The sequence below is a fragment of the Streptoalloteichus tenebrarius genome, assembly GCF_024171885.1.
Classification (GTDB): Bacteria; Actinomycetota; Actinomycetes; order Mycobacteriales; family Pseudonocardiaceae; genus Streptoalloteichus; species Streptoalloteichus tenebrarius.
In genome coordinates this window covers 17,819-39,285 of record NZ_JAMTCP010000021.1, presented here as the reverse complement: position 1 = coordinate 39,285, position 21,467 = coordinate 17,819, and the positions used below count along the sequence as shown (strand labels likewise).

16 protein-coding genes are annotated in these 21,467 nt (G+C 73.6%); 8 read left to right on the top strand and 8 right to left on the bottom strand.

Annotated features, from left to right (window positions below):
* The first annotated feature begins 7 nt into the window (after positions 1-7).
* The 3 genes from LX15_RS18040 to LX15_RS18030 all read left to right on the top strand — a co-directional run bounded on the left by LX15_RS18040 (position 8) and on the right by LX15_RS18030 (position 4,826).
* Complete coding sequence (locus tag LX15_RS18040; protein WP_253670785.1) at positions 8-1,615, top strand: ricin-type beta-trefoil lectin domain protein; 1,608 nt, start codon at positions 8-10, stop codon at positions 1,613-1,615.
* Entirely contained in the window at positions 1,605-3,110 is a 1,506-nt protein-coding gene (locus LX15_RS18035) for a cellulase family glycosylhydrolase (RefSeq protein ID WP_253670784.1), read from the top strand. The genes LX15_RS18040 and LX15_RS18035 overlap by 11 nt, the downstream gene beginning before the upstream one ends.
* Positions 3,111-3,248: 138 nt before the next feature.
* Positions 3,249-4,826, top strand: a complete 1,578-nt coding sequence (locus LX15_RS18030; RefSeq protein ID WP_253670783.1) for a GMC oxidoreductase — start codon at positions 3,249-3,251, stop codon at positions 4,824-4,826.
* A gap of 53 nt (positions 4,827-4,879) precedes the next feature.
* On the opposite strand, the gene LX15_RS18025 is transcribed toward LX15_RS18030, so the two are convergent.
* The 5 genes from LX15_RS18025 to LX15_RS18005 form a co-directional block, all read right to left on the bottom strand.
* Complete coding sequence (locus LX15_RS18025) at positions 4,880-5,620, bottom strand: HAD family acid phosphatase (RefSeq protein ID WP_253670782.1); 741 nt, start codon at positions 5,618-5,620, stop codon at positions 4,880-4,882.
* A 205-nt stretch (positions 5,621-5,825) separates the two neighbouring features.
* A complete protein-coding gene (locus tag LX15_RS18020) occupies positions 5,826-6,599 on the bottom strand; it encodes an HAD family acid phosphatase (protein WP_253670781.1) in 774 nt (257 codons plus the stop codon).
* A gap of 276 nt (positions 6,600-6,875) precedes the next feature.
* The gene (locus tag LX15_RS18015; RefSeq protein ID WP_253670780.1) at positions 6,876-7,874 is read right to left on the bottom strand and encodes a class I SAM-dependent methyltransferase; all 999 of its coding nucleotides are present in this window, start codon (positions 7,872-7,874) and stop codon (positions 6,876-6,878) included.
* Between the two features lie 29 nt (positions 7,875-7,903).
* On the bottom strand, positions 7,904-8,683 hold the full coding sequence (locus tag LX15_RS18010) for an enoyl-CoA hydratase/isomerase family protein (protein ID WP_253670779.1): 780 nt from the start codon (positions 8,681-8,683) through the stop codon (positions 7,904-7,906).
* Between the two features lie 208 nt (positions 8,684-8,891).
* Entirely contained in the window at positions 8,892-9,728 is an 837-nt protein-coding gene (locus LX15_RS18005) for an ABC transporter ATP-binding protein (protein ID WP_253670839.1), read from the bottom strand.
* Positions 9,729-9,902: 174 nt separating this feature from the next.
* Between LX15_RS18005 and glgX the strand changes: the two genes are divergently transcribed.
* The 4 genes from glgX to LX15_RS17985 all read left to right on the top strand — a co-directional run bounded on the left by glgX (position 9,903) and on the right by LX15_RS17985 (position 14,717).
* Complete coding sequence (gene glgX / locus LX15_RS18000; protein ID WP_253670778.1) at positions 9,903-12,047, top strand: glycogen debranching protein GlgX; 2,145 nt, start codon at positions 9,903-9,905, stop codon at positions 12,045-12,047.
* 290 nt (positions 12,048-12,337) lie between these two features.
* On the top strand, positions 12,338-12,955 hold the full coding sequence (locus tag LX15_RS17995; RefSeq protein WP_253670777.1) for a cysteine dioxygenase: 618 nt from the start codon (positions 12,338-12,340) through the stop codon (positions 12,953-12,955).
* Positions 12,952-13,347, top strand: a complete 396-nt coding sequence (locus tag LX15_RS17990) for a rhodanese-like domain-containing protein (RefSeq protein WP_253670776.1) — start codon at positions 12,952-12,954, stop codon at positions 13,345-13,347. Before LX15_RS17995 ends, LX15_RS17990 begins: the two co-directional genes overlap by 4 nt.
* Positions 13,348-13,571: 224 nt before the next feature.
* On the top strand, positions 13,572-14,717 hold the full coding sequence (locus tag LX15_RS17985; protein ID WP_253670775.1) for a tetratricopeptide repeat protein: 1,146 nt from the start codon (positions 13,572-13,574) through the stop codon (positions 14,715-14,717).
* 508 nt (positions 14,718-15,225) lie between these two features.
* On the opposite strand, the gene LX15_RS17980 is transcribed toward LX15_RS17985, so the two are convergent.
* On the bottom strand, positions 15,226-15,978 hold the full coding sequence (locus LX15_RS17980) for a TetR/AcrR family transcriptional regulator C-terminal domain-containing protein (RefSeq protein WP_253670774.1): 753 nt from the start codon (positions 15,976-15,978) through the stop codon (positions 15,226-15,228).
* A gap of 349 nt (positions 15,979-16,327) precedes the next feature.
* Here LX15_RS17980 and LX15_RS17975 point away from each other — a divergent pair, with 349 nt between their 5' ends.
* Complete coding sequence (locus tag LX15_RS17975) at positions 16,328-17,836, top strand: DHA2 family efflux MFS transporter permease subunit (RefSeq protein WP_253670773.1); 1,509 nt, start codon at positions 16,328-16,330, stop codon at positions 17,834-17,836.
* A gap of 278 nt (positions 17,837-18,114) precedes the next feature.
* On the opposite strand, the gene glgP is transcribed toward LX15_RS17975, so the two are convergent.
* Positions 18,115-20,676, bottom strand: a complete 2,562-nt coding sequence (gene glgP, locus LX15_RS17970; RefSeq protein ID WP_253670772.1) for an alpha-glucan family phosphorylase — start codon at positions 20,674-20,676, stop codon at positions 18,115-18,117.
* A gap of 64 nt (positions 20,677-20,740) precedes the next feature.
* A complete protein-coding gene (locus LX15_RS17965) occupies positions 20,741-21,382 on the bottom strand; it encodes a hypothetical protein (protein ID WP_253670771.1) in 642 nt (213 codons plus the stop codon).
* Between the last annotated feature and the right edge of the window lie 85 nt (positions 21,383-21,467).

Here is a 21,467-nt window from a genome sequence, read left to right as displayed (position 1 = left end):
AACCGCCATGCCGGACCGCAGCCGTCGGTGGTTACGCGCGGCCCTCGCGCTGACCGCCCTCACCGCGTCGACACTCTCCCTGGCCGGCCCGCCGTCGCCGGCCGACGCCGCGCCCCCGCCCGCGAGCGCGGCCGCCGGGACCCGCGCGATCCCACCGTTACCCGACGACCTCGAACAGATCCGGCGGGCCGAGGCCGTCCGGCTCTACGGCAGCCCGGAGATCCGCCCGGCCGACCAGCGCCGCACCGCGATCACGACCCTCGGCGACAGCGAGATCTCCGGCGAGGGCGTCGGAAACTACGAGCCGGGCACGCACGGCCCCGACAACTGGTGCGACCGCTCCCTCGACGCCGCCGTGCACCGCACGGGAATCCCCGTCGACCTCACCCTCAACCTCGCCTGCTCGGGCGGTCGGAGCGCGAACCTGGTGTACCGCAGCGACGAGCACCAGTACGACGACCTGAACCAGGGTGACAACCTCGCCATCAAGGCCCGCAACACGCGGCTGAAGCTGGTGTGGATCGTCATCAGCGCGAACGACTACGGCGGCGTGGAGTTCGGGCCCGTCATCAGCGACTGCGTGAAGCGACGGGTGCTGTTCCAGGGCAACTGCTGGCCCGAGTACACCGACGGGTGGCAGCGGAGGGTCGACGGCTCCCAGGCGGGGGCCGAGCAGGCGGTCCGCAGCGTACGGCAGACCATGCGCGACGCCGGCTACGCCGACGGCGATTACCAGCTCGTCCTGATGAGCTACCCCACGCCGACCGGCCCCGACGTGGAGGACAACCCGGACTTCCCCGGCTGGTACGGCGGCGGCTGCCTGGCCTACCTGAAGGACATGGCCTTCGCGCGCAACAAGGCCGTCCCCCTGTTCGCGCAGGCGGTCCGGCGCGCCGCCGAGAACACCGGCGCGCGCTTCCTCGACGCCAGCCGGCTCTTCGACGGCCACGAGGTGTGCTCGGACAACACGTGGGCGCGGGGTCTGACCATCGAGAACGGCAACCTGCTCGACCCGCACGCGCTCCAGCAGTCCTTCCACCCCAACGAGAGGGGCCACGGGGCGTTCGCGTCCTGCATGGCCGCCTTCTACCGCAATCCACAGTGGACCAAGGCGACCTGTGTCGACCCGGCGAGCACCGGGAGCACGACGCTGATCCCCGGCCTGCTGGAGTTCCGTCAGCTTCGCAACCCGGCGACCGGGTTGTGCGCCGACGCCGAGGGGTACAACGCCCGCAACGGCACGGCGGTGCTCGCCTGGACCTGTCACGGCGGGCGCAACCAGGCGTTCTGGTACGACGCGCAGCGCCGGTCGGTGCACTCCGAGCTGACCCACGACCGGTGTCTGGACGTGCCCAACCAGAACCTGGTCCCCGGGCAGCGCGTCCAGCTCTGGAACTGCAACGGCAGCGCCGCCCAGACGTGGACCACGGACGGCGGCCGGCTCCGCCCGACCGCCGACACCACGTTGTGCCTGGCCACGGGTGGCACCGCGAAGGGCGCGCCGCTCGTCCTGGCCCGCTGCGACGGCGGTGCCGCCCAGCAGTGGGCCTCCGAGGTCCGCACGACGCTGAGCGGCTACGGCCACGACGACTGGATCCCGTCCCGTGCGTACTAGCGCCGCCCTCGCGGTGGCGGTGGTGGTCGGCCTGCTGGCGCCCCTGGTCGGCGTCCAGCGGGCCGACGCCCGCACACCGGACCGAGTGATCCCCGAGGTGGCGTGCGCGGGCGGCGCGGAGGCCGACCCGTGCGCGCGGGCGGGGAGCGGCGCACGCCCGTCCCTCCCCCACCTGACCGACGAGCAGGGCCGCGCCCTGGTCCTCCACGGCATGAACAACGGCCACAGCGCCAAGGAGTCCCCAGACGCGATGCCGTGGACGGGCGAGGCGGAGATCGCGGCCGAGGTCCGGCGGCTGGGCTCCAACGCCGTGCGCCTGCTGGTCTTCTGGGCCAGGGTCGAACCGAGCCCCGGCGTCTATGACGAGTCCTATTTGGACAAGGTGGCGGAACGCGTCAGGTGGTACGGCCGCCACGGCGTGCACGTGGTGCTCGACATGCACCAGGACGCGTGGGGACCGGCGGTCGCCGGCGCGTCCCCCAACAACGGCGCTCCCCGCTGGGCCACCCACTTCGACGGCCTGCCGGCGGTGTCGCAGACGCCGTGGGAGCTGACCTACCTCCAGCCCGGGGTCGTGCGCGCCTTCGACCACCTCTGGGGCACGACGGGCCGGCACCCCGAGCTGGCCCGGCACTTCGTGGCGATGTGGCGGCATGTCGCCCAACGTTTCGCCGGCGAGGACGGGGTCCTCGGCTACGACCTGTTCAACGAGCCCTACGGCGGGACGAGCACCTGGCCGTTCTTCGAGCGCGACCTCCTGACCCCGTTCTCCCAGCGCCTGATCAACGCGATCCGGGAGGTCGACACCCGGCGGTGGATCCTCGTCGAGCCGCAGGCGCTCGGGGTGAACTGGGGCCTCCGGTCCTCGCTGGGCCGACTTTCCGACCCCCGGCCCGGCGGGCCGAGGATCGCGTACGCGCCGCACCTCTACCCCGTGCTGGTCACCGCCGGCCAGCCGTACACCGGCCTCACCAGGGCGCTCACGCGGGACACCGTGGAGCGGTGGCGTCGGGCCAACACCGAGGTCGCGCGGCGGCTCGACGCCCCGTTGCTGCTGGCCGAGTTCGGGCTGAACGCGACGGTCGACGGCGCGCTCGACTACGTGGACGACGTCGTGGACATGGCCGACCGCAACGGGAGCGGATGGCTGTACTGGTCCAACGATCGCGGCGGGTGGGGGCCGTACGCGCCCGACGGCGGCTGGGCCCCGCTGGCCGACCGCCTGGCCAGGCCGTACCCCAGGGCGATCGCCGGCGAGCCGGTGCGGTGGGACGACGACGGGACGGCGCTGACCGTCGTGCTCCGGCCGGGGGCGGGAGCGCGCGGCCCCACCGAGCTGTTCCTCCCCCGCTCCCGGTTCCCGGAGCGGCCGGTGATCACGTGCGGTGTCCGTTGCTCCGTGGAGTGGGACGCCGATCGCCAGGTGGCCGCCGTGACGCTCGACCGGACGGAGGAAGCACGGGAGGAGGTGACGATCACTGCGCGTGCCCGCTGACCCGGCGGAGTCCACGATGGTGTGGAGCGGTGCCGTCAACCGTGTTGTCTTCACGTTTCCCCTGGTCAACGAGTTGTTGTGAAGATCCCTCACTTCTAGCGTGGCCACCTGTCCAGTCCACGGCAGGAGGGAGACCAGGTGGCCAGGGGGTTCGACCGGCGGCGGTTCCTGACCGGATCGGCGGTGACGGCGTTCGGCCTGACGGCCGCCGCCGCCCCCGCGAACGCGGCGGGACCGCCCACCCGCGAGGAACGCTGGCGCGCGGTGGTCGTCGGCAGCGGCTTCGGCGGGGGCGTCGCCGCCTTACGCCTGGCCGAGGCCGGGGTGCGGACCCTCGTGCTGGAACGCGGGCGGAGGTGGGAGGCCGGGCCCGGCTCGGACACCTTCCCCCGGTTCTTCCACCCCGACCGGCGGGTGAGCTGGCTGAAGCCGCACCCGGTGTTCCCCGCCTCGCCGCCCGCCCTGTTCCGCCCCTACACCGGGGTGATCGAACGGGTCAGGGGCCAGGGCATGGACATCATCTGCGGCGCGGGCGTCGGCGGGTCGTCGCTGGCCTACGCCGGGATGTCGCTGCGACCGAACGCCGAGCTGTTCGCCAGGGTCATGCCCTCCGGCGTCGACTACGACGAGATGGACCGCGTCTTCTACCCCCGGGTGGCGGCGATGTTGCGGCTCACCGCCATCCCCGACGACGTGCTCGACCACGTGCGGTACACCTCGACCCGCCTGTTCCTGGAACACGCGCGACGGGCGGGGCTGCGCGCCGAGCGGGTGCCGTTGCCGGTCGACTGGGAGGACGTGCGCCGCGAGCTGCGCGGCGAGGTGCCCGCCTCGATGTCCACCGGGGACGTCATCTACGGCGTCAACAACTCCGGCAAGCACTCCGTCGACCGCACCTACCTCGCCGCCGCCGAGCGCACCGGACGGGTGACGGTCGCTCCCCTGCACGTGGTGCGCGACATCCGCAGGGACAACGCCAACCGCTACGTCGTGCGCTGCGACCGGATCAACACCGACGGCGAGGTGCTGGAACACGTCGTGGTCACGGCCGACGCCCTGTTCCTGGGCGCGGGGTCGGCCGGCACGTCGCGGCTGCTGGTGCGGGCCAGGGGCACCGGCGCGATGCCGGACCTGCCGGACGACGTGGGCGGGCACTGGGGCAACAACGGCGACCGGCTCTACCTGCGCCACCTCGTCCCCCAGCCGACCAACCCGCCACAGGGCGGGCCGGCCTGCTCGGCCATCCTGGACTGGTCCAACCCGGCCGGGCCGGTCAGTGTCGAGCACGGTCCCGCGCCGCTGCCGGTCGAACTGCGGACCATGGCGATGCTCGGCATGGGCATCCCGGACGGGCACGGGCGGTTCCACTACGACGGGCGCGCCGACGAGGTGGTGCTGCGGTGGCCGGTCAGCGCCGACCAGCGCTCGCGGGAGGCCGTCCGGAGCACGCTCGACCGGCTGGTCCGCGCCACCGGCGGGACCCTCGTGGACCTCAACGCGCTCGACCCGTTCACCTTCCACCCGCTGGGGGGCGCGGTGCTGGGCAGGGTCTGCGACCTCGACGGACGCGTGCTCGACCACCCCGGTCTCTACGTCGTGGACGCCGCGCTCATCCCGGGGTCGACCGGGTGCTGCAATCCGTCGTGGACGGTCGCGGCGCTCGCGGAACGCTGCCTGAGTCGCATCGTCGCCCAGGACGTCGGCACCGTCTTCTGACGCACGGACGCCAGCGGCGCTGGAGGGCGTACCGGAAACGCGGGCCTTTTCCGTCAGGGTACGAAAAACATCGGGTTGGGCAGCTTCACGGCGCGCTCCGCGTGGCCCCCGGCGAGGTCGACCTCCTGGGAGCCGAGGTTGACGACAATGGTGTGCCCCTGCTGCTCCAGGTACGCCCGGGTGCCGGTCTTGTACTGGAGCGGCGTGCACCGGGCGGCGCAGCGCAGGTAGCTGGGCGGCTCCTCACCGGGGAACGTGAAGAAGCCGTCCGGCTCGGGATAGCCGTGCGCGCGCAACCCGGCGACGGCCCCGTCCGCGGCGTCCTCGGGGAGCGCGGCGACGAAGAACACCCGCACCCCGTGCTGCTTGGCCCACACGACGAGGTCTCGCGTCGGCTCGATGACGGGGAGCGAGCCGGCCCGGACCGCCTCGTGGACGGCCCGCCGGTCGACCGCGAAGTCCCGGTCGGCGCGCAGCGGGTAGCTCAGCTCCGCCGTGTCCTCCACCTCCAGGACGAGGGCGGGGTTCGCCACCCCGGCGGCGAGCCGCTCGGCGAGGTGGTCCCTGGCCTGCCCCACCTCGTGGGCCACCTGCCTGCCCCACGGGCTGTCCGGCGAGGCGTGGTGGTGGCCGGCGGCGTCGACCCGGTCGCCGTAGAACTCCCGGACCGCCGCCTTGACCCGTCCCAGGTTGGGCGGCTCCGCGTCCCGCTCCGCGCGCCCGGAGCCGAGCGCGGACGCGCCGCTGAGCAGCCCGACGAGCAGGACGGCGAACACGGCCCGGACACCCGACATCGACTGGTCCCTCCACGCGCGGCGAGGCGTCGAAGTCTGCCGCCCCGCCACCGCCGGGGACGGCCGACCCGCCAGGCGCGCCACACGAAGGCGGCGCGGTCACCACCGGGCCGGGTGAGTGGCGGCCGGCCCGCCGAGCCACCGCACGGAGCGGGGGTCGGCGGGCCGGGGGCGCGACGGTCGGCGGAGAAGACGCCGGGAGCGGTCAGGGCAGGTAGTACATCGGGTTGGGCAGCTTCACGCCGCGCTCGGCGTGCCCGCCCTCCAGGTCGCTGTACTGGTCCCCGATGTTCAGCACGATCGTGTTGCCCTGCGACTCCAGGAACGCCCTGGTGCCGGACTTGTACTCCACGGTGGAGCACTGGGTGCCGCACTTCAGGTAGGCCGGCGGGTTCGCGCTCGGCTTGAGGAACAGCCCGTCCGGCTCGGGGTAGCCGTTCTTCCGCAGGGAGTTCCGCGTGCCCTCGGTCAGGTTGTCCCTGCGGCCGGTGACGAAGTACACCTTCACGCCGTTGCGCTTGGCCCAGAGGGTCAGCTCCCTGGTCGCCTCGATCGCGGGGAAGGCTCCGGTGTTGACCGCCTCGTCGAAGCTGCGCTGGTCGAACGCGAAGTCCCTGCTGACCTCGTAGGAGTAGGTCAGCTCGGAGGTGTCGTCGATGTCGAGCACGATCGCGGGGTTGCGCACGGCGTGCAGCCGCGCCTGGAGGTGGTGGCGCGCCCGGTCGATCTGCGACCGGGTGTCCCTGGCCCACGCGCTGTCCGGCGAGGCCTGGTGCCGGCCCTGGGCGTCGACCCGGTCGCCGTAGTACTTCTTCACGTCGTTCTTGACCTGGCCGACGTTGGCCGGCTCGTGCGCGCCGTGCCCGGCGGGAACCGGGGCGGGCGCGGCGGTGGACAGCGAACTCGCGCCGGTCACCAACACCGCCGCCATCGCCGCGATCGCGGCCACCTTGCCGACGCGCCTCGTGCCACTGGTCATGTCTCTTCCCCTCGCCTCACAAGGATCCGGGTCGGCACCCTAGGCCACACGGGCCAACCCCTCGACCCGATTCGGGCAGTCAGGGCGTTTGGTTCCCCTTGACCCCTTCCTCCGGTGACCTCGCCTTCCGGCGGGCGCGCGACCACAGGGACGAGCGGGGTTCCCCGGGAACGAATGTCCACTGTGGAGAGTCAGCGACTCCTCGTGGGCGGAGGGCCAGACGCGGTGAGGGCCGCCCCGGCCGGGGCGGCCCTCACACGTCCTCTCACGGCCTGGTCACGCCTTCGGCTTCACACCCGTGACCAGCACGTTGTAGAACAGCTCGCGCGGGAGGACCTTCGCGAGCAGGTTCTCGTCCAACCAGGACAGCTTCTGCCAGGTGCGGTAGGCGAACATCGCCCAGCCGAAGCCCAGCTTCTCCCTCGGCACCGCGGCCTCGAACGTCCGCACCGGCCAGCCGAACAGCGCGGCGGTGAACTCCTCGGTCACCGCCCGCACGTTGACCGCCCCGGCGGACCGCGCGGTGCGCTCCAGCTCGGTCGGGTCGAACGTGTGCAGGTCCACGACGGCCTCCAGCGCCGCCGCGCGCGAGGACTCGTCCAGCTCCTCCTGCGGGCGCCGCCAGCCGGTGAGCGGCGGGAGCCGGGTGACGTTCGTGGTCAGCCACCACGTCAGCCGGCCGAGCGCCCTGGCGTAGGAGTCGCCGACCCTGGTCGGCTCACCGGCGAAGACGAACCGGCCGCCGGGCTTGAGCACCCGGAGCACCTCGCGCATCGCCGAGGGCACGTCCGGGATGTGGTGCAGCACCGCGTGCCCGACGACCAGGTCGAAGGTGTCGTCGTCGTAGGGGATGCGCTCGGCGTCGGCGACCCGGCCGTCCACGTCCAGGCCCAGGTTCTCCGCGTTGCGCAGGGCCACCTGGACCATGCCCGGCGACAGGTCGGTCACCGAGCCCTTCGCGATGACCCCGCCCTGCATGAGGTTCAGCAGGAAGAAGCCGGTGCCCGACCCCAGCTCCAGCGCGTGGCCGTACGGCCAGCCCCGGTCACCGGCCGCGGCGCGGAACCGCCCGACGGCGTAGTCGACGCACCGCTGGTCGTAGGAGATCGACCACTTCTCGTCGTAGGTGGCGGCCTCCCAGTCGTGGTAGAGCACGTTGGCCAGCTTGGGGTCCGCGTACGCCGCCTCGACCTCCTCGGCGGTGGCGTGCGGGTTCGGCTCGGGGTCCACCGGGGGGTTCGGCTGGGGATCCACCTGGGGGTCCAGTGTGGTCACGTCGTTCTCCGGCCGTCGCGTCCGCCCGCTCACCGGCCGACGAACTTCGCCTTGCCGGGGCCGTTCTCGACGAACGAGCGCATGCCGGTCTTCTGGTCCTCGGTGGCGAACAGCGCGGCGAACAGGTGGCTCTCCAGGCGCAGCCCGTTGCCGAGGTCGGTCTCCAGCCCGCCGTCGATGGCCGCCTTGGCCGCGGCCAGCGCCCGCGCGGGGCCGTTGACGAACTGGCCGGCCCAGCTCCGCGCCGCCGAGTACACCTCGTCGGGCGCCACGACCTCGTCCACCATGCCGATCCGCAGCGCCTCCTCCGCGCCGACGAACCGTCCGGTGTAGACGATGTCCTTGGCCCGGCTCGGCCCCACCAGGCGCGCGAGCCGCTGCGTGCCGCCCGCGCCGGGGATGATGCCGAGCAGGATCTCCGGCTGGCCGACCTTGGCGTTGTCGCCGGCGATCCGCCGGTCGCAGCACAGCGCCAGCTCGAAGCCGCCGCCGAGGGCGTAGCCGGTGATCGCGGCCACCGTCGGCTTCGGGATCTCGGCCACCGCGGTGAACGACGAGGACAGCGCGTGGGCGCGGGCGGCCATGTCCGCATAGGACATCTCGGCCATCTCCTTGATGTCCGCGCCGGCCGCGAACACCTTCTCCCCGCCGTAGACGATCACCGCGCGGACGTCGTCCCTGGAGCCCGCCTCGTGGGCGCAGGCCCGGATCTCCTCCTGCACCTGGGTGTTCAGCGCGTTCATCGGCGGCCGGTCGAGCCGGATGGTGCCGATGCCCTCGTCGACCTCAAGCCTGACGAACTCGCCCACGCCGCTACCTCCTCGTCGCTGCCGCCGGCGGCCGCATCCGCCGGCCCAGCGCAGGCTACCGCGCGGTAGCCCGGTTCCGAACGAGACGTCGCGGACACTCCCGCCAGGCAGACGCCCGCCCGGCCGCCCGCCGGCCGCGCCGCGTCCCCCCGCCGGCGCCAGTCGCCGCGGGGTGGACGCGAGCGCGAGGACCCGAACGAGGCGGGGGTCAGACCCGACGGCGGGCGAAGTACCGGTCGCCGGCGCGCTGGAGCTCCAGGTCCTGGCCGAACGTGGTGGACAGCGTCTCCGCGGTCAGCACCTCCTCCAGCAGGCCCTGGGCCACGACACCGCCCTCCCGCAGCAGCATCGCGTGCGTGAAGCCCGGCGGGATCTCCTCGACGTGGTGGGTGACCAGCACCATCGCCGGCGCGTCCGGGTCGAGGGCCAGCGCGGACAGGCGGGAGACCAGGTCCTCCCTGCCGCCCAGGTCCAGCCCGGCCGCCGGCTCGTCCAGCAGCAGCATCTCCGGGTCGGTCATCAGGGAGCGCGCGATCATGGTCCGCTTGCGCTCGCCCTCGGACAACGTGCCGAAGGCCCGGTCGGCGAGGTGGGCGATGCCCAGCGCGTGCAGCAGCTCGTCGGCGCGGCCGGTGTCCAGCGCGTCGTACTCCTCGCGCCACCGACCCAGCACCGCGTAGCCGGCGCTGACGACGAGGTCGCGCACCTTCTCCTCGGCCGGCACCCGGTTGGCCACCGCCGCCGAGCAGAAGCCGATCCTCGGCCGCAGCTCGAAGACGTCGGTGCGCCCCATCCGCTCGCCGAGCAGGTGGACGGACCCGGTCGTCGGGTGCAGCTCGGCCCCCGCCAACCGCAGCAACGTGGTCTTGCCGGCCCCGTTGGGGCCCAGCACCACCCACCGCTCGTCCAGCTCGACGCGCCAGTCGACATCGTGCAACAACGCGGTGCGCCCTCGGCGGACCCCCACGGAGTCCATGCGCACCACGAGGTCGGTGACATCGATGTCCACGTCTCCTCCGACCTCCCCGTTCGGCGTGGCCTGCATCCCGGCGTGCTGGGTCACGCGTCCATTCTTGCGACCCGGGTCCGGCGGCTCGCCACCGGGAGTGGTCGAGGGTGCCGCCGTCCGGGTTGTCGCAGCTCACCGAGCACGGTGACCGTGGCTCCCCCGACCGGCCGGGGGAAGCGTGAACCGGGGTGCGTCCGGGAAGATCCCACTGTGTCCCCTCGGCCCTCGCCCGGACCGCCCGCCCTGGCCGGGCGGCCGTTCCCGCTCGGCGCGCACCCGGAGGGCGGGGGCGTACGGTTCGCGGTGGCCTCGACCGTGGCGGAGGCGGTGGAGGTCTGCCTGGTCGACCCGACCGACGACGGTCCCCCGGTCGAGCGCCGCGTCGAGCTGACCGAGCGGACCTTCGGCGTCTGGCACGGGCTGGTGCCGGGGGTCGCCCCCGGCCAGCGCTACGGCTTCCGGGTCTACGGCCCGTACGCCCCCGAGCGGGGCCTGCGCTGCAACCCGGCGAAGCTGCTGGTCGACCCGTACGCCCGGGTGATCAGTGGCGGTGTGACGCATCTCGGGGCGGCCCTGGGCTACACCGGCGACCCGATGAGCGGGCCGCCGTCCCCCGTCGACTCGCTGGGGGGCGTGCCGCTGTCGGTCGTGGCCTCCCCCGGCGGCCCCGACACCGGGCAGCCGCCCGAGGTGCCGTGGGAGGAGACCGTCGTCTACGAGGCGCACGTGCGGGGGCTCACCCGCTGCCACCCCGAGGTGCCGGCGCACCAGCGGGGCACCTACCTGGGGCTGGCCCACCCGGCGGTGGTGGAGCACCTGTCCCGGCTCGGCGTCACCGCGGTGGAGCTGATGCCGGTCCACGCGTTCGTGGACGAGCCCGTGCTCCACGGCACCGGCCGGCACAACTACTGGGGTTACTCCCCGCTGGCGTTCCACGCCCCGCACCCCGGCTACGCGAGCGAGCCGGGGCGCGAGGTCGAGGAGTTCCGCACGATGGTCGCGGCGCTGCACGCGGCGGGCATCGAGGTGCTGCTGGACGTGGTGTTCAACCACACCTGCGAGAGCGACGTGTCCGGGCCGACGCTGTGCTTCCGCGGTCTGGACGCCCCGGCCTACTACCTCCACGGCCACCACGGGCGGCAGATCGACCTCACCGGCTGCGGCAACACCCTCGACGCGGGATCGCCCACGGTGGTGCGGCTGGTCACCGACTCGCTGCGGTACTGGGCGACGGAGATGGGCGTCGACGGCTTCCGCTTCGACCTGGCCAGCGTGCTCGGTCGCCCCGGCGGCGGCCCGTTCGAGCCGCACGGCGCGTTGCTCACCGCGATCACCACCGATCCCGTCCTGTCCCGGCGGAAACTCGTCGCCGAGCCGTGGGACGCGACCGGCGACGGGTACCGCGTCGGGCGCTTCGGGGTGCAGTGGGCGGAGTGGAACGGGCGGTACCGGGACACGGTCCGGGACTTCTGGCGGGGGCAGGGCGGCGTCGCGGACCTGGCCTACCGCCTGTCGGGCTCCTCCGACCTGTACGCCGACGACGGGCGCCGCCCCTGGCAGTCGGTCAACTTCGTCACCGCGCACGACGGGTTCACCCTGCGGGACCTGGTTTCCTACAACCACAAGCACAACGAGGCCAACGGGGAGAACGGCCGCGACGGCACCGACGACAACCGGTCGTGGAACTGCGGTGTCGAGGGCGACACCGACGACCGCACGGTGCGGGCGCTGCGCGCGCGTCAGGCCCGCAACCTGCTCGCCACCCTGTTCCTCTCCACGGGGACTCCGATGCTGTGCGCGGGGGACGAGCTGTGGCGCACCCAGCGCGGCAACAACAACGCCTACTGCCAGGACAACGAGGTGTCCTGGGTGGACTGGACCCCGCTGGGGCGTCCCGGATCGGCAGGGGCGGAGCTGCTCGCGTTCACGCGCAGGCTGGTCCGGCTGCGCGCCGGGTGCCCGGCGTTGCGGCAGCCGGAGTTCTTCGAGGGCCGCACGACCCCGTCCGGCGCGCCCGACCTGGTGTGGCTGCGGCCCGACGGGCAGGAGATGGCCGAGACCGACTGGTTCGACCTCTCCCGGCACACCCTGCTGATGTGGATCGACGGCTCGGACTGCCGCTCGCGCACCAGGGAGGGCGAGCAGGTCGAGGACCACTCGTGGTTGGTCGTGCTGCACGCCGGCCACGCCGACGTCGAGGTCGTGCTGCCCGAGGACGACTTCGGGGCGCGCTTCGAGCCCGTCCTCGACACCGGGACGGCCGACGGCGTTCCCCCCGACGGCGCCCCGCTCCCACCCGGCTCCCGGATGCGGGTCCCCGCCCGCACGGTGCTGCTGCTCCGCGCGTCGCGGTGACCGACGTCTTCCCGGCATCTGGGAGGCGTGGCGGCGCGTCCCGCTCCTCTGCCACGATCGACGCGTGATCTGCCCGCTGCTGCACCGGGACCGGCCGGTCGACCTGCTGAGGGTCGTGACCTGCGCGTGTACCCGGACGCGGCGCGGCTGCTGATCCGTCCTCCTCGTCCTGGCTCCCGGCCGGATCACCTCTCTTCTCCCTCCGCCGTCGCGGGCGCTCGTCCCGTCAGGCGGACAGCCGCGTCGCGTCCTGCCGCGCCCTCGTCTCCCCCGCGTCAGGAGGTCCTCCCATGAGCACCCGCACCGCCCGGCTCGACGTCCACCCCGCCCTCGACGTCCCGCTGCTCCGCGACCTGATCCACCCCGACCGTCCATTGTGGACGCCTCGGGAGCTGCGCGACCTGACCAGGACCGTCGCCGCCGAACTCACCACCGAGCTGTTGTCCGTCGTCGAGTTCCACCCCGAGCAACGGTGGTGGGCGCGGCTCGCGCTCACCAGGGGCGTGGAGCTGTGGTTGCTGTCCTGGACGCCGGGGCAGGGCACCGAGCCGCACGACCACGGCGGGGCCTCGGGCTCGTTCAGCGTCCTGCTCGGCGCGCTCGGGGAGGACTACCGCTACCCCGGCGGGCCGATCCGCAGCGGACGCCACCAGGTCGGCGCGGCCATCGGCTTCGGTCCCAACCGCGCCCACCAGGTCCGCAACACCGGGCGCGTCAACGCCGCGAGCGTGCACGCCTACTCGCCGCCGCTGCTGCCCGTGCGGGAGTACCCGAGCCTGCTCGACGTCCCCGACGTGCCCGTGCCCCGGCCCGCCGCCGAGGACGTCCTCGGCCAGCCCCTGACCCACTCCGCGCCCGACCGCCGCCCGGGCGCGCGGTGGGCGCACCGCGAGGAGGTCGCGGGGTGACCGCCGAGGACCTGCTGCGCGAGGCGCGGGCGGACCTGGACCGCCTCACCCCGCACCAGCTCGCCGCGCTGCGCGGGCGGGGTTCGGTCCTGGTCGTCGACATCCGCCCCCGCGACACCAGGGCGGCGGAGGGCGAGCTGCCGGGGGCGGTGCCCGTGGAGCGCAACGTCCTGGAGTGGCGGCTGGACCCAACTGGCGAGCACCGACTGCCCGGCGTGACCGCCGACAGCCGGGTCGTCGTGCTCTGCGACGAGGGCTACGCGTCGAGCCTGGCAGCTCGTGACCTGCGGAGACTCGGCCTGCCGCTGGCCACGGACCTCGTGGGCGGCTTCCGCGCGTGGAAGGCGGCCGGCCTGCCGGTCGTCCCCGGGGGCGGCCCGCCCGTGCCCTGAGGTCCGCCGCCGGGGTCGGGGGCGCCGGATCTCCGGCGCCCCCGACCCGTCTCCGCCGTCCCCGTCCGTTCGTCCCCGTTCGATCGATGCCCCGTCCGGTCGATCCGTTCGATCGGCCCCGCCGGATCGGCCCCGCCGGATCGGTCCCGTCCGGTCGGTCCCGTCCGGTCGGTCCCCCCGTTCGAGGCCGGGAACCTCACCCGAACGCGTAGCGTCTCGGTTCCGTGCGCATCCTCAAGCCGTTCGCCAGCCCCGGACCGATCGCCGCGGCGCTCGCGGTCGTCGCCGTGGTCATCCTGGAACGCTCGCCCCTCGGCGTCGCGACGGGACTCGGCGGAGCGGTCGTCGGCCTGTTCGCGGAGCTGGCCGCGTTGCAGCTCGGGATGGCGTTGGGCGCGGTGGTGTTCGGCGCGCGGATCCACAGATTCGTGATCGGGATCGGCGCGCGGCTGTGGGAACGCACCACCGCCAAGCGGGCGGTGGTGCTGCGCGCCGTGCCGATCCTGGTGTCCGTGTCGGTCGGACCCGGGCGCGCCCCGGTCCGGCCGAGGATGTGGGCGGCGGCGCTGCTCTCGGCCGTGTCCGGTCTCACCCTCGCCGTCCTGGCCTCGGTCCTGTCCACCGGGCCCTTCGGGCACGGGCTCGCCGTGGGCGCGGTCGCCACGCTGGCGCACGCGATGCTCCCCTCGGAGAGCGCCGGGTCCTCGTCGACCGGGTGGGCGTTGTTCCACCTGTTCCGGCTGCCGCCGGAGCGGGCGGCGAGGATGGACGTCGCGCCGATGGTGGACGAGGCGTTGGACGCCCTCAGCACCGGCGACCTGGAGACGGCCGAACGGATGGCCGCCCGGATCGCCCAGGAGCACCCGGAGGTGCGCTCGGGGACCTACGCCCGCATCAGCGTGCTGGAGGCCAGGGGCCGGTACGGCGAGGCGCTGGGCCTGGCGCTCGGCCTGATGCGCGCGCCCGACATCGGCCAGAAGGAGGCCGGGCTCACCCTGGCCGGCGTGGCCGGGCTGGCGGCGTGCGCCGTCGAGGCGGGGCAGCTCGACGCGGCGCTCGGCGTGCCCACCGCGCGCCAGGCGCTCGACGACGCGCTCCAGCTCGGCTACCCCGCGCACCAGGCCCAGGGCACGCAGGCGTTGTTGGCCCTGCTCGATGGGGACGCGGCGACCGCCGTGCGCCTGGCGCGGGCCGGGGCCCAGACCTGCGACCACCTGCTCAGCCGCGTCGACCACCTCGCCACCCTGGCCAGGGCCCACATGGCCGCCAGGGACAACCGGGCCGCGCGCGAGGCGCTGGCCGAGGCCGAGCGGATGGCCGCGTGGTGGCCCCGGGTCGTGGCCACGAAGGCCCGGCTGGAGGTCGGTTAGGTCGTGTTCCAGAAGTGAGGTGACCGGCGGCGGGGAGGTGGCCGGAACGCTGTCGCGGCCGCCGACGGGCTGGTCGTGTGGGACGTCAGCGTGGATTCCACGATCACGCTCGCACCAGCACGCCGCCGGTGCGCGGAACGGGGATCTTCAGGTCGAGCCGCCCGATATCGACGCGGGTGGTGCGTCGAAGGATCTCGGGGTGGGGTGGTCTCGGGGTGGGTGGACCAGCACGCCGCACCTGGCCTGCGAACAACGGCGGTGGCCGTCCACGCGCCCAGCCGGACCGAGTTCTGGCCGACGAGGCCAACATCTGCCGAGCCAACCGGGCCTCCCGGCGTCGGCGGAAGATCAAGGTGACCAACGACCAGCCCCGTGACCAGGCCGGCCACCGCACGGCTCAAGGCTCCCGCGGCAGGTGGCCAGCCGTGATCGACGGGCAGGTCTCCGAGCAGAGCCACGCGGTCGAGTGCGGCATCAACATCTGGCTACGCCACATCCGAAACACGGGCTACTCGCGCTCGGCGCGCCGGGCCACGTAGGTTTCGAGCCCGTCCAACACCCGGTTGACACCGAAGACGTACCGCTGGTCGCGGCGCTCCTCGTCCTCCATGGCCAGCCCGTGCGACCAGAACGTCCACAGCGTCGGGTAGGGCTTGAGCGCCTCGCGCAGATAGTCCTGGAGCGCGGCCGTCCACCGCTCGACGTCCACGCCCTCCCGGCGCACCCGCAGGATCCAGGCCAGCTCCGTGGCGGCGGACCCGATCACGTAGTCCATGACCACCGAGATCGCGTTGTCCACGTCCTCGACGGCGAACCCGCCGGCCACCAGGATTCTCGCGGCCGCGTCGGACTGGCGCAGGCCGTGCGGCCCCACGTTCGGCGAGGTGCCGAACAACGCCACCACCCACGGGTGGCGGAACATCATCGCCCGCATCCCGTCGGCGAACCCGAGGAGGTCGGCCCGCCAGTCCCCTGACGGCTCGACGAGTGGGACCTCGCCCATCACCTCGTCGAAGGCCAGCTCCAACAGCTCGTCCTTGTTCGCCACGTGCCAGTAGAGCGAGGTCGCGCCGGCGCCGAGCTTCGCGCCGAGCCGCCGCATGCTCAGCCCGTCGGCCCCCTCGGCGTCGAGCAGTTCGACGGCGGCCCGCACGATCTGCTCCCGGCTGAGCGTGGGGCCCTGGCCCCTGCGGGCACGTCCCCTCGCCCAGACGGTGGGCACCTCGTCACCGCGGACGTTGCCGCGGGCGCGCTCCGGCACGCCGCCTCCCTGTCGCCGTCGCCCCAGTCCCCCGTTCCGGGGTCTCACCCTACCGTCGCTGGTACAGCGTGCGATTCGCCAGCACGGTGTTCCATTTCATCGCACACTGTTCTACAGTCTCGCACAGCGTTCGAGGCGCGCGACGCGACCGTGTTCGTCGGTGCTCGTCGGCGTTCGTCGGTGCTCGTCGGCGTTCGTCGGTGCTCGTCGGCGTTCGTCGGTGCTCGTCGGTGCTTGTTGGTGCTCGTCGGGGGTTGTCCCTGTTCGGCGGCGTCTGTCGGCGGCGCCGGTCGCCCGTCGGCGTCTCGCGCGTGTTCGTGGCCGTTCGTCGCTGTTCCTGGGGGATCTCGTGACCACCGCTCCACACCCGCGCCGCTGGTCGGCGCTGGCCGTGCTCTGCGTGAGCATGTTCGTGGTCGTCATCGACAACACCGTGCTCAACGTCGCCCTGCCGACCCTGATGTCGGACCTCGGGGCCACCACCGCCGACGTGCAGTGGATCACCGCGAGCTACTCGCTGGTGTTCGCCGGCCTGCTGCTGACCACCGGCAGCCTGGCCGACCGCTACGGGCGGCGCCTCGCCCTGGTGGTCGGGTTCGTCGTCTTCGGCCTCGCGTCGTTCGGCGCGGCGCACGCGGACTCCGTGCTCGCGCTCGTGGTGCTGCGGGGCGTGATGGGCGTCGGAGGAGCGCTGATCATGCCCTCGACGCTGTCGCTGCTGACGGTCCTGTTCGACGGGCGGGAGCGGAGCAGGGCGATCGCCGTCTGGGGCGCGGCCAACATGCTCGCGGTGGCCGGCGCGCCGGTGCTCGGCGGGCTGCTGGTCGAGCGCCTCGGGTGGAGCGCGGTGTTCCTGATCAACGTGCCGGTGGCCGTGCTCGGCCTGGTCGGCACGCTCGTCCTGATCCCCGAGTCGCGGGAGCCGAGCCAGGGCCGGCCCGACCCCGCGGGCGCGCTGCTGTCCACCGTCGGCATGGCGGCCCTGGCCTGGGCGGCGATCTCCGTGCACACCCACGGGTGGGCCAGCGGCCGGACCCTCGGCGGGCTCGCGGTGGGGGTGCTCGCGATGGCCGCCTTCGTCGCGTGGGAGCGGCGGTGCCCGTCGCCCATGCTCGACCTGCGCCTGTTCCGCAACCGCCGGTTCAGCGCCGCCTGCGGCGTCATCGCGCTGAGCCAGATGGCCGTCGCCGGGCTGATGTTCACCTTCACCCAGTACCTCCAGCTCGTGCTGGGCTTCTCGGCGATCGAGTCGGGCAGCGCGATGATCCCGCTGTCGGTGGCCGGCGCGCTCGGGGCCGGACTGGGCAACCTGCTCAAGCCCCGGCTCGGGGCCGCCCGCACCATCGCGCTCGGCTTGGCCGGGCTCGCCGGCGGGCTCGCCCTGTTGATGACGTCCACTGTGGACAGTTCTTTCGCGTCCCTGCTGCCGGCACTGACCGCGCTGGGCGTCGGGCTGGGCACCGCCCAGCCGATGGTCTACGAGGTTCTGCTCGGCGCGCTGCCCCGCGAGCAGGCCGGAATCGGCTCGGCGGTGCAGGACGCGGCGCAGGAGGTCGGGATGTCCTTCGGCGTGGCGGGACTGGGGACCGTGCTCGCGGCCGGCTACGCCGCCGCCCTGCCGGCCGACGCCCCGGCCTCCGTGCGGGACTCCCTCGCCGAGGCGCTGTCCGTGGCACGGACCGCCGGCCCCGAGGGGGAGACGCTCGCGGCGACAGCCAGGGAGGCCTTCACTCACGCGATGACCCTCGGCTTCGGCCTGATCGCCGCGGCGGCGGCGCTCACCGCGGCCCTCGCCTGGGCGCTGCTCGGTGGCAGGTCCTCGCGCGCCGAGGAACCGGCGGCGGCGACGCGAGCCTGACCGGCGCCTACAGGCCTGTAGTAGGGGGACCCCCCACTTCCACAGTCGCACGGCGCACCGACAGAAAGGCGTCCGGCGGGGTCACCGCATCGGGCGGAAGGTCGAAGAACAAGCTGGGTGGGTGACCGTGCCGCAGCACGGTCACCCACCCGGCCGGAACAGCACCGATCGCGCACGAGTGAGCCGTTCGACGGCGTCCGCCGCCCTGGCCGGCCCAGGGCGCTCCGGCCGCCCGCGCGGCCAGTCAGGACCGTACGACGTCCACTTTGGACGGAGGATCAGCGGGCGAGGACGACGCGCCCCAGCTCGGCCGGCGTCGCGAGCAGGTCGTGCTGCGGCAACACGCGCACGGTGAAGCCCGCCGGCCCGGTGTGCGGCAGCTTCACCTCCGCCACGTACTCGCCGCCCCCGGTGTGGTTCATCGACACCGTCACCACGTCCCGCAGGTCGTCGGCGTCGTCGACCCGGCCCACCACCGCCTGCACGTCCACTTCGGACGGAGCAAGCCCCGCCAGCTCGACCCGCGCGCGCACCGTGACCGGCGCGCCCACGACCGGCGCCGCCGCCCCGTTCACCGACATGTCGCAGTCGACCACCCGCACACGGTTCCACGACGCCTGCACCCGCGCGCGGTACTCCGCCAGCTCCTTGGCTCCCCGGAACCCGTCGTCGCGCACGCCCGCGGCGGACGCGGCCGCCGGGAGGTAGTAGGACTCGACGTACTCCCGCACCATGCGCGAGGCCTGCACCTTCGGGCCGAGCGAGGCCAACGTGTGCCGCACCATCGCCATCCAGCGGCTCGGCACGCCGTCCTCACCCCGGTCGTAGAACAGCGGCGCGACCTGCGACCCCAGCAGCTCGTACAACGCCGCAGCCTCAAGGTCGTCACGGCGGTTCGGGTCGGTGACCCCGTCGGCCGTGGGGATCGCCCACCCGTTGCTGCCGTCGTACAGCTCGTCCCACCAACCGTCCCTGATGGACAGGTTGAGCCCGCCGTTGAGCGCCGCCTTCATGCCGGACGTGCCGCACGCCTCCAACGGGCGCAACGGGTTGTTGAGCCAGATGTCGCAGCCCCAGTACAGGTAACGCGCGAGCTGCATGTCGTAGTCGGGCAGGAAGACGATGCGGTGGCGCACCGAGGGGTCGTCGGCGAAGCGCACGATCTGCTGGATCAACGCCTTGCCGCCGTCGTCGGCGGGGTGTGACTTGCCGGCCACCACGAGCTGGACCGGGCGCTCGGGGTGCAGCAGCAGCTCCCGCAGCCGGGCGTGGTCGCGCAGCATCAGCGTGAGCCGCTTGTACGTGGGCACCCGCCGGGCGAACCCGACGGTGAGCACGTCCTGGTCGAACACCGACTCGGTCCACCCCAGCTCCAACGCGGAGGCGCCGCGCTGCAACCACGCCTGGCGGACCCGCCGCCGGACCTCCTCCACCAGCCGCGCCCGCAGGGCGCACCGCAGCTCCCACAGCAGCGAGTCGGTCACCGGCTCGAAGCCGGCGAGGCCGATCCCGCTGTCCACCGCGCCCATCTCGGGCTCGCCGAGGAGCTTGCTGATCTCCCTGGCCGCCCAGGTCGGGCCGTGCACGCCGTTGGTGACCGAGCCGATCGGCACCTCGTCGACGTCGAACCCCGGCCACAACTTGCGGAACATGCCCCGGCTGACCCTGCCGTGCAGGGCGGACACCCCGTTCGCGCGCTGCGCCAGGCGCAACCCCATGTGCGCCATGTTGAACACCCCGGGGTTGTCCTCGGCGCCCAGCGCGAGCACCCGGTCCGCCGGCACGCCGGGCAGCAGGCCGTCCGCGTCGCCGTTGCCGAAGTAGTGCCGCACCAGGTCGACCGGGAACCGGTCGATGCCGGCCGGCACCGGGGTGTGCGTGGTGAACACCGTGCCGGCGCGCACGGCCACCTGCGCCTGGTCGAAGTCCAGCCCCTCGGTCGTGATCAGCTCGCGGATGCGCTCCAGGCCGAGGAAACCCGCGTGCCCCTCGTTGGTGTGGAACACCTCCGGCTGCGGGTGGCCGACCAGCTCGCAGAAGGTGCGCACGGCGCGCACGCCGCCGATCCCGGCCAGGATCTCCTGCCGGATGCGGTGGTCCTGGTCGCCGCCGTAGAGCCGGTCGGTGACCCCCCGCAGGTCGGGGTCGTTCTCCGGCAGGTCCGAGTCGAGCAGCAGCAACGGGACCCTGCCGACCTGGGCCTTCCACACCCGCGCCCGCAGGACGCGGCCGCCGGGCATGGCGACGTGCACCTGGATCGGCGTGCCGGACGGCTCGACCAGCGGCTCCAGCGGCAACCCGCGCGGGTCGAGCACCGGGTAGTGCTCCACCTGCCAGCCGTCCAGCGACAGGGACTGCCGGAAGTAGCCGGAGCGGTAGAGCAGGCCGACACCGACCAGCGGCACCCCGAGGTCGGAGGCGGCCTTGAGGTGGTCGCCGGCGAGCACGCCGAGGCCGCCCGAGTAGTTCGGCAGCGCCTCGGTGACCCCGAACTCCATGGAGAAGTAGGCGATCGAGGCCGGCAGCCGGACGCCCTCCTCCTGGCGGCGCTGGTACCAGCGGGGGCCGGTGACGTAGCGCCGCAGGTCGTCGGCCAGCGCCCTGGTCCTGGTCAGGAAGTCGGGGTCGGCGGCGAGCGCGGTCATCCGCTCGGCGGGCACCTCGGCGAGCAGCCGGAGGGGGTCGCCCCCGACCCGCTCCCACACCTCGGGGTCGACGGCCGCGAACAGGTCCTGCGTCGGCGGGTGCCAGGTCCAGCGCAGGTTGGTGGCCAGGGTGCCCAGCGCGGACAACTGCTCCGGCAGGTGGGCGCGCACGGTGAAGCGGCGTACTGCTCTCACGGCAGGGCAGCCTACGACCCTGGCCGGGGGACCGGCCGCCGGACGAACGGGCCAGCGAGGCGCATCAACACCTCACCGTCGGGTTCCACCTCGCGAACACCCCGCTCGGGTTCTCCTTCCACACCCAGGCGTGCAGGTCGTAGCGCACGGGCATGTCCTCGACCCGCTCGAAGGGGCCGTCGAAGGGCACCCCGAACATTGTCGGCCGGTCGTCGTCGGTGGAGACGTCCTGGTCGTCGTCCCACTTCACCCACTCCAGCGCCACGAGGTCCCTGGTCTCTCCGCTCTCCGGGTCGACGTCGTAGACCAGGATCGTCGGCAGCACCGGTTCGAGCCGGCCGACCAGCTCGCGCCGGATGTAGTGCCGGCCCATGCCGCCCTCCGGCGAGCTGACGCAGCTCTGGCCCATGGGCACGTAGCCCTCGTCGAGCGCGACCTTGAGGTCGCGGAACCGGGCCGAGGCGGCGCGGGCCGCCATGAGGTCGCGCCGGGCCTCGCGGCGCGAGCCCCGCGAGACGCGCGCGTCGCCGGTCGAGACCTCGACGACGGACCGCGCGCCCACCAGGGCGACCGGGTCCGCGGAGGTGGCAGCTGGGGCGGCGGCCGCGCGCGTGCCCGGGTCGACGGCCGGGTCCGCGACCGCGGACGCGGGCACCAGGGACAGTGACAGGGCGGCGCCGAGCGCCGCGACGATCGTTCGGACCACGGTGTCCCCCTGGCCGGTCGGGAGCGGGCGGGAATGACGGGAGCGTCGGGCGGGGCGAGGCCGGTGAGGGCCTCGGTCCCTGATG

Bases quoted from the DNA above. Each gene is read 5' to 3' on its own strand.
- LX15_RS18025 (WP_253670782.1), bottom strand. From the start codon at position 5,620: ATGTCGGGTGTCCGGGCCGTGTTCGCCGTCCTGCTCGTCGGGCTGCTC.
- LX15_RS18040 (WP_253670785.1), top strand. From the start codon at position 8: ATGCCGGACCGCAGCCGTCGGTGGTTACGCGCGGCCCTCGCGCTGACC.
- LX15_RS18020 (WP_253670781.1), bottom strand. From the start codon at position 6,599: ATGACCAGTGGCACGAGGCGCGTCGGCAAGGTGGCCGCGATCGCGGCG.
- LX15_RS17995 (WP_253670777.1), top strand. From the start codon at position 12,338: ATGAGCACCCGCACCGCCCGGCTCGACGTCCACCCCGCCCTCGACGTC.
- LX15_RS18005 (WP_253670839.1), bottom strand. From the start codon at position 9,728: ATGCAGGCCACGCCGAACGGGGAGGTCGGAGGAGACGTGGACATCGAT.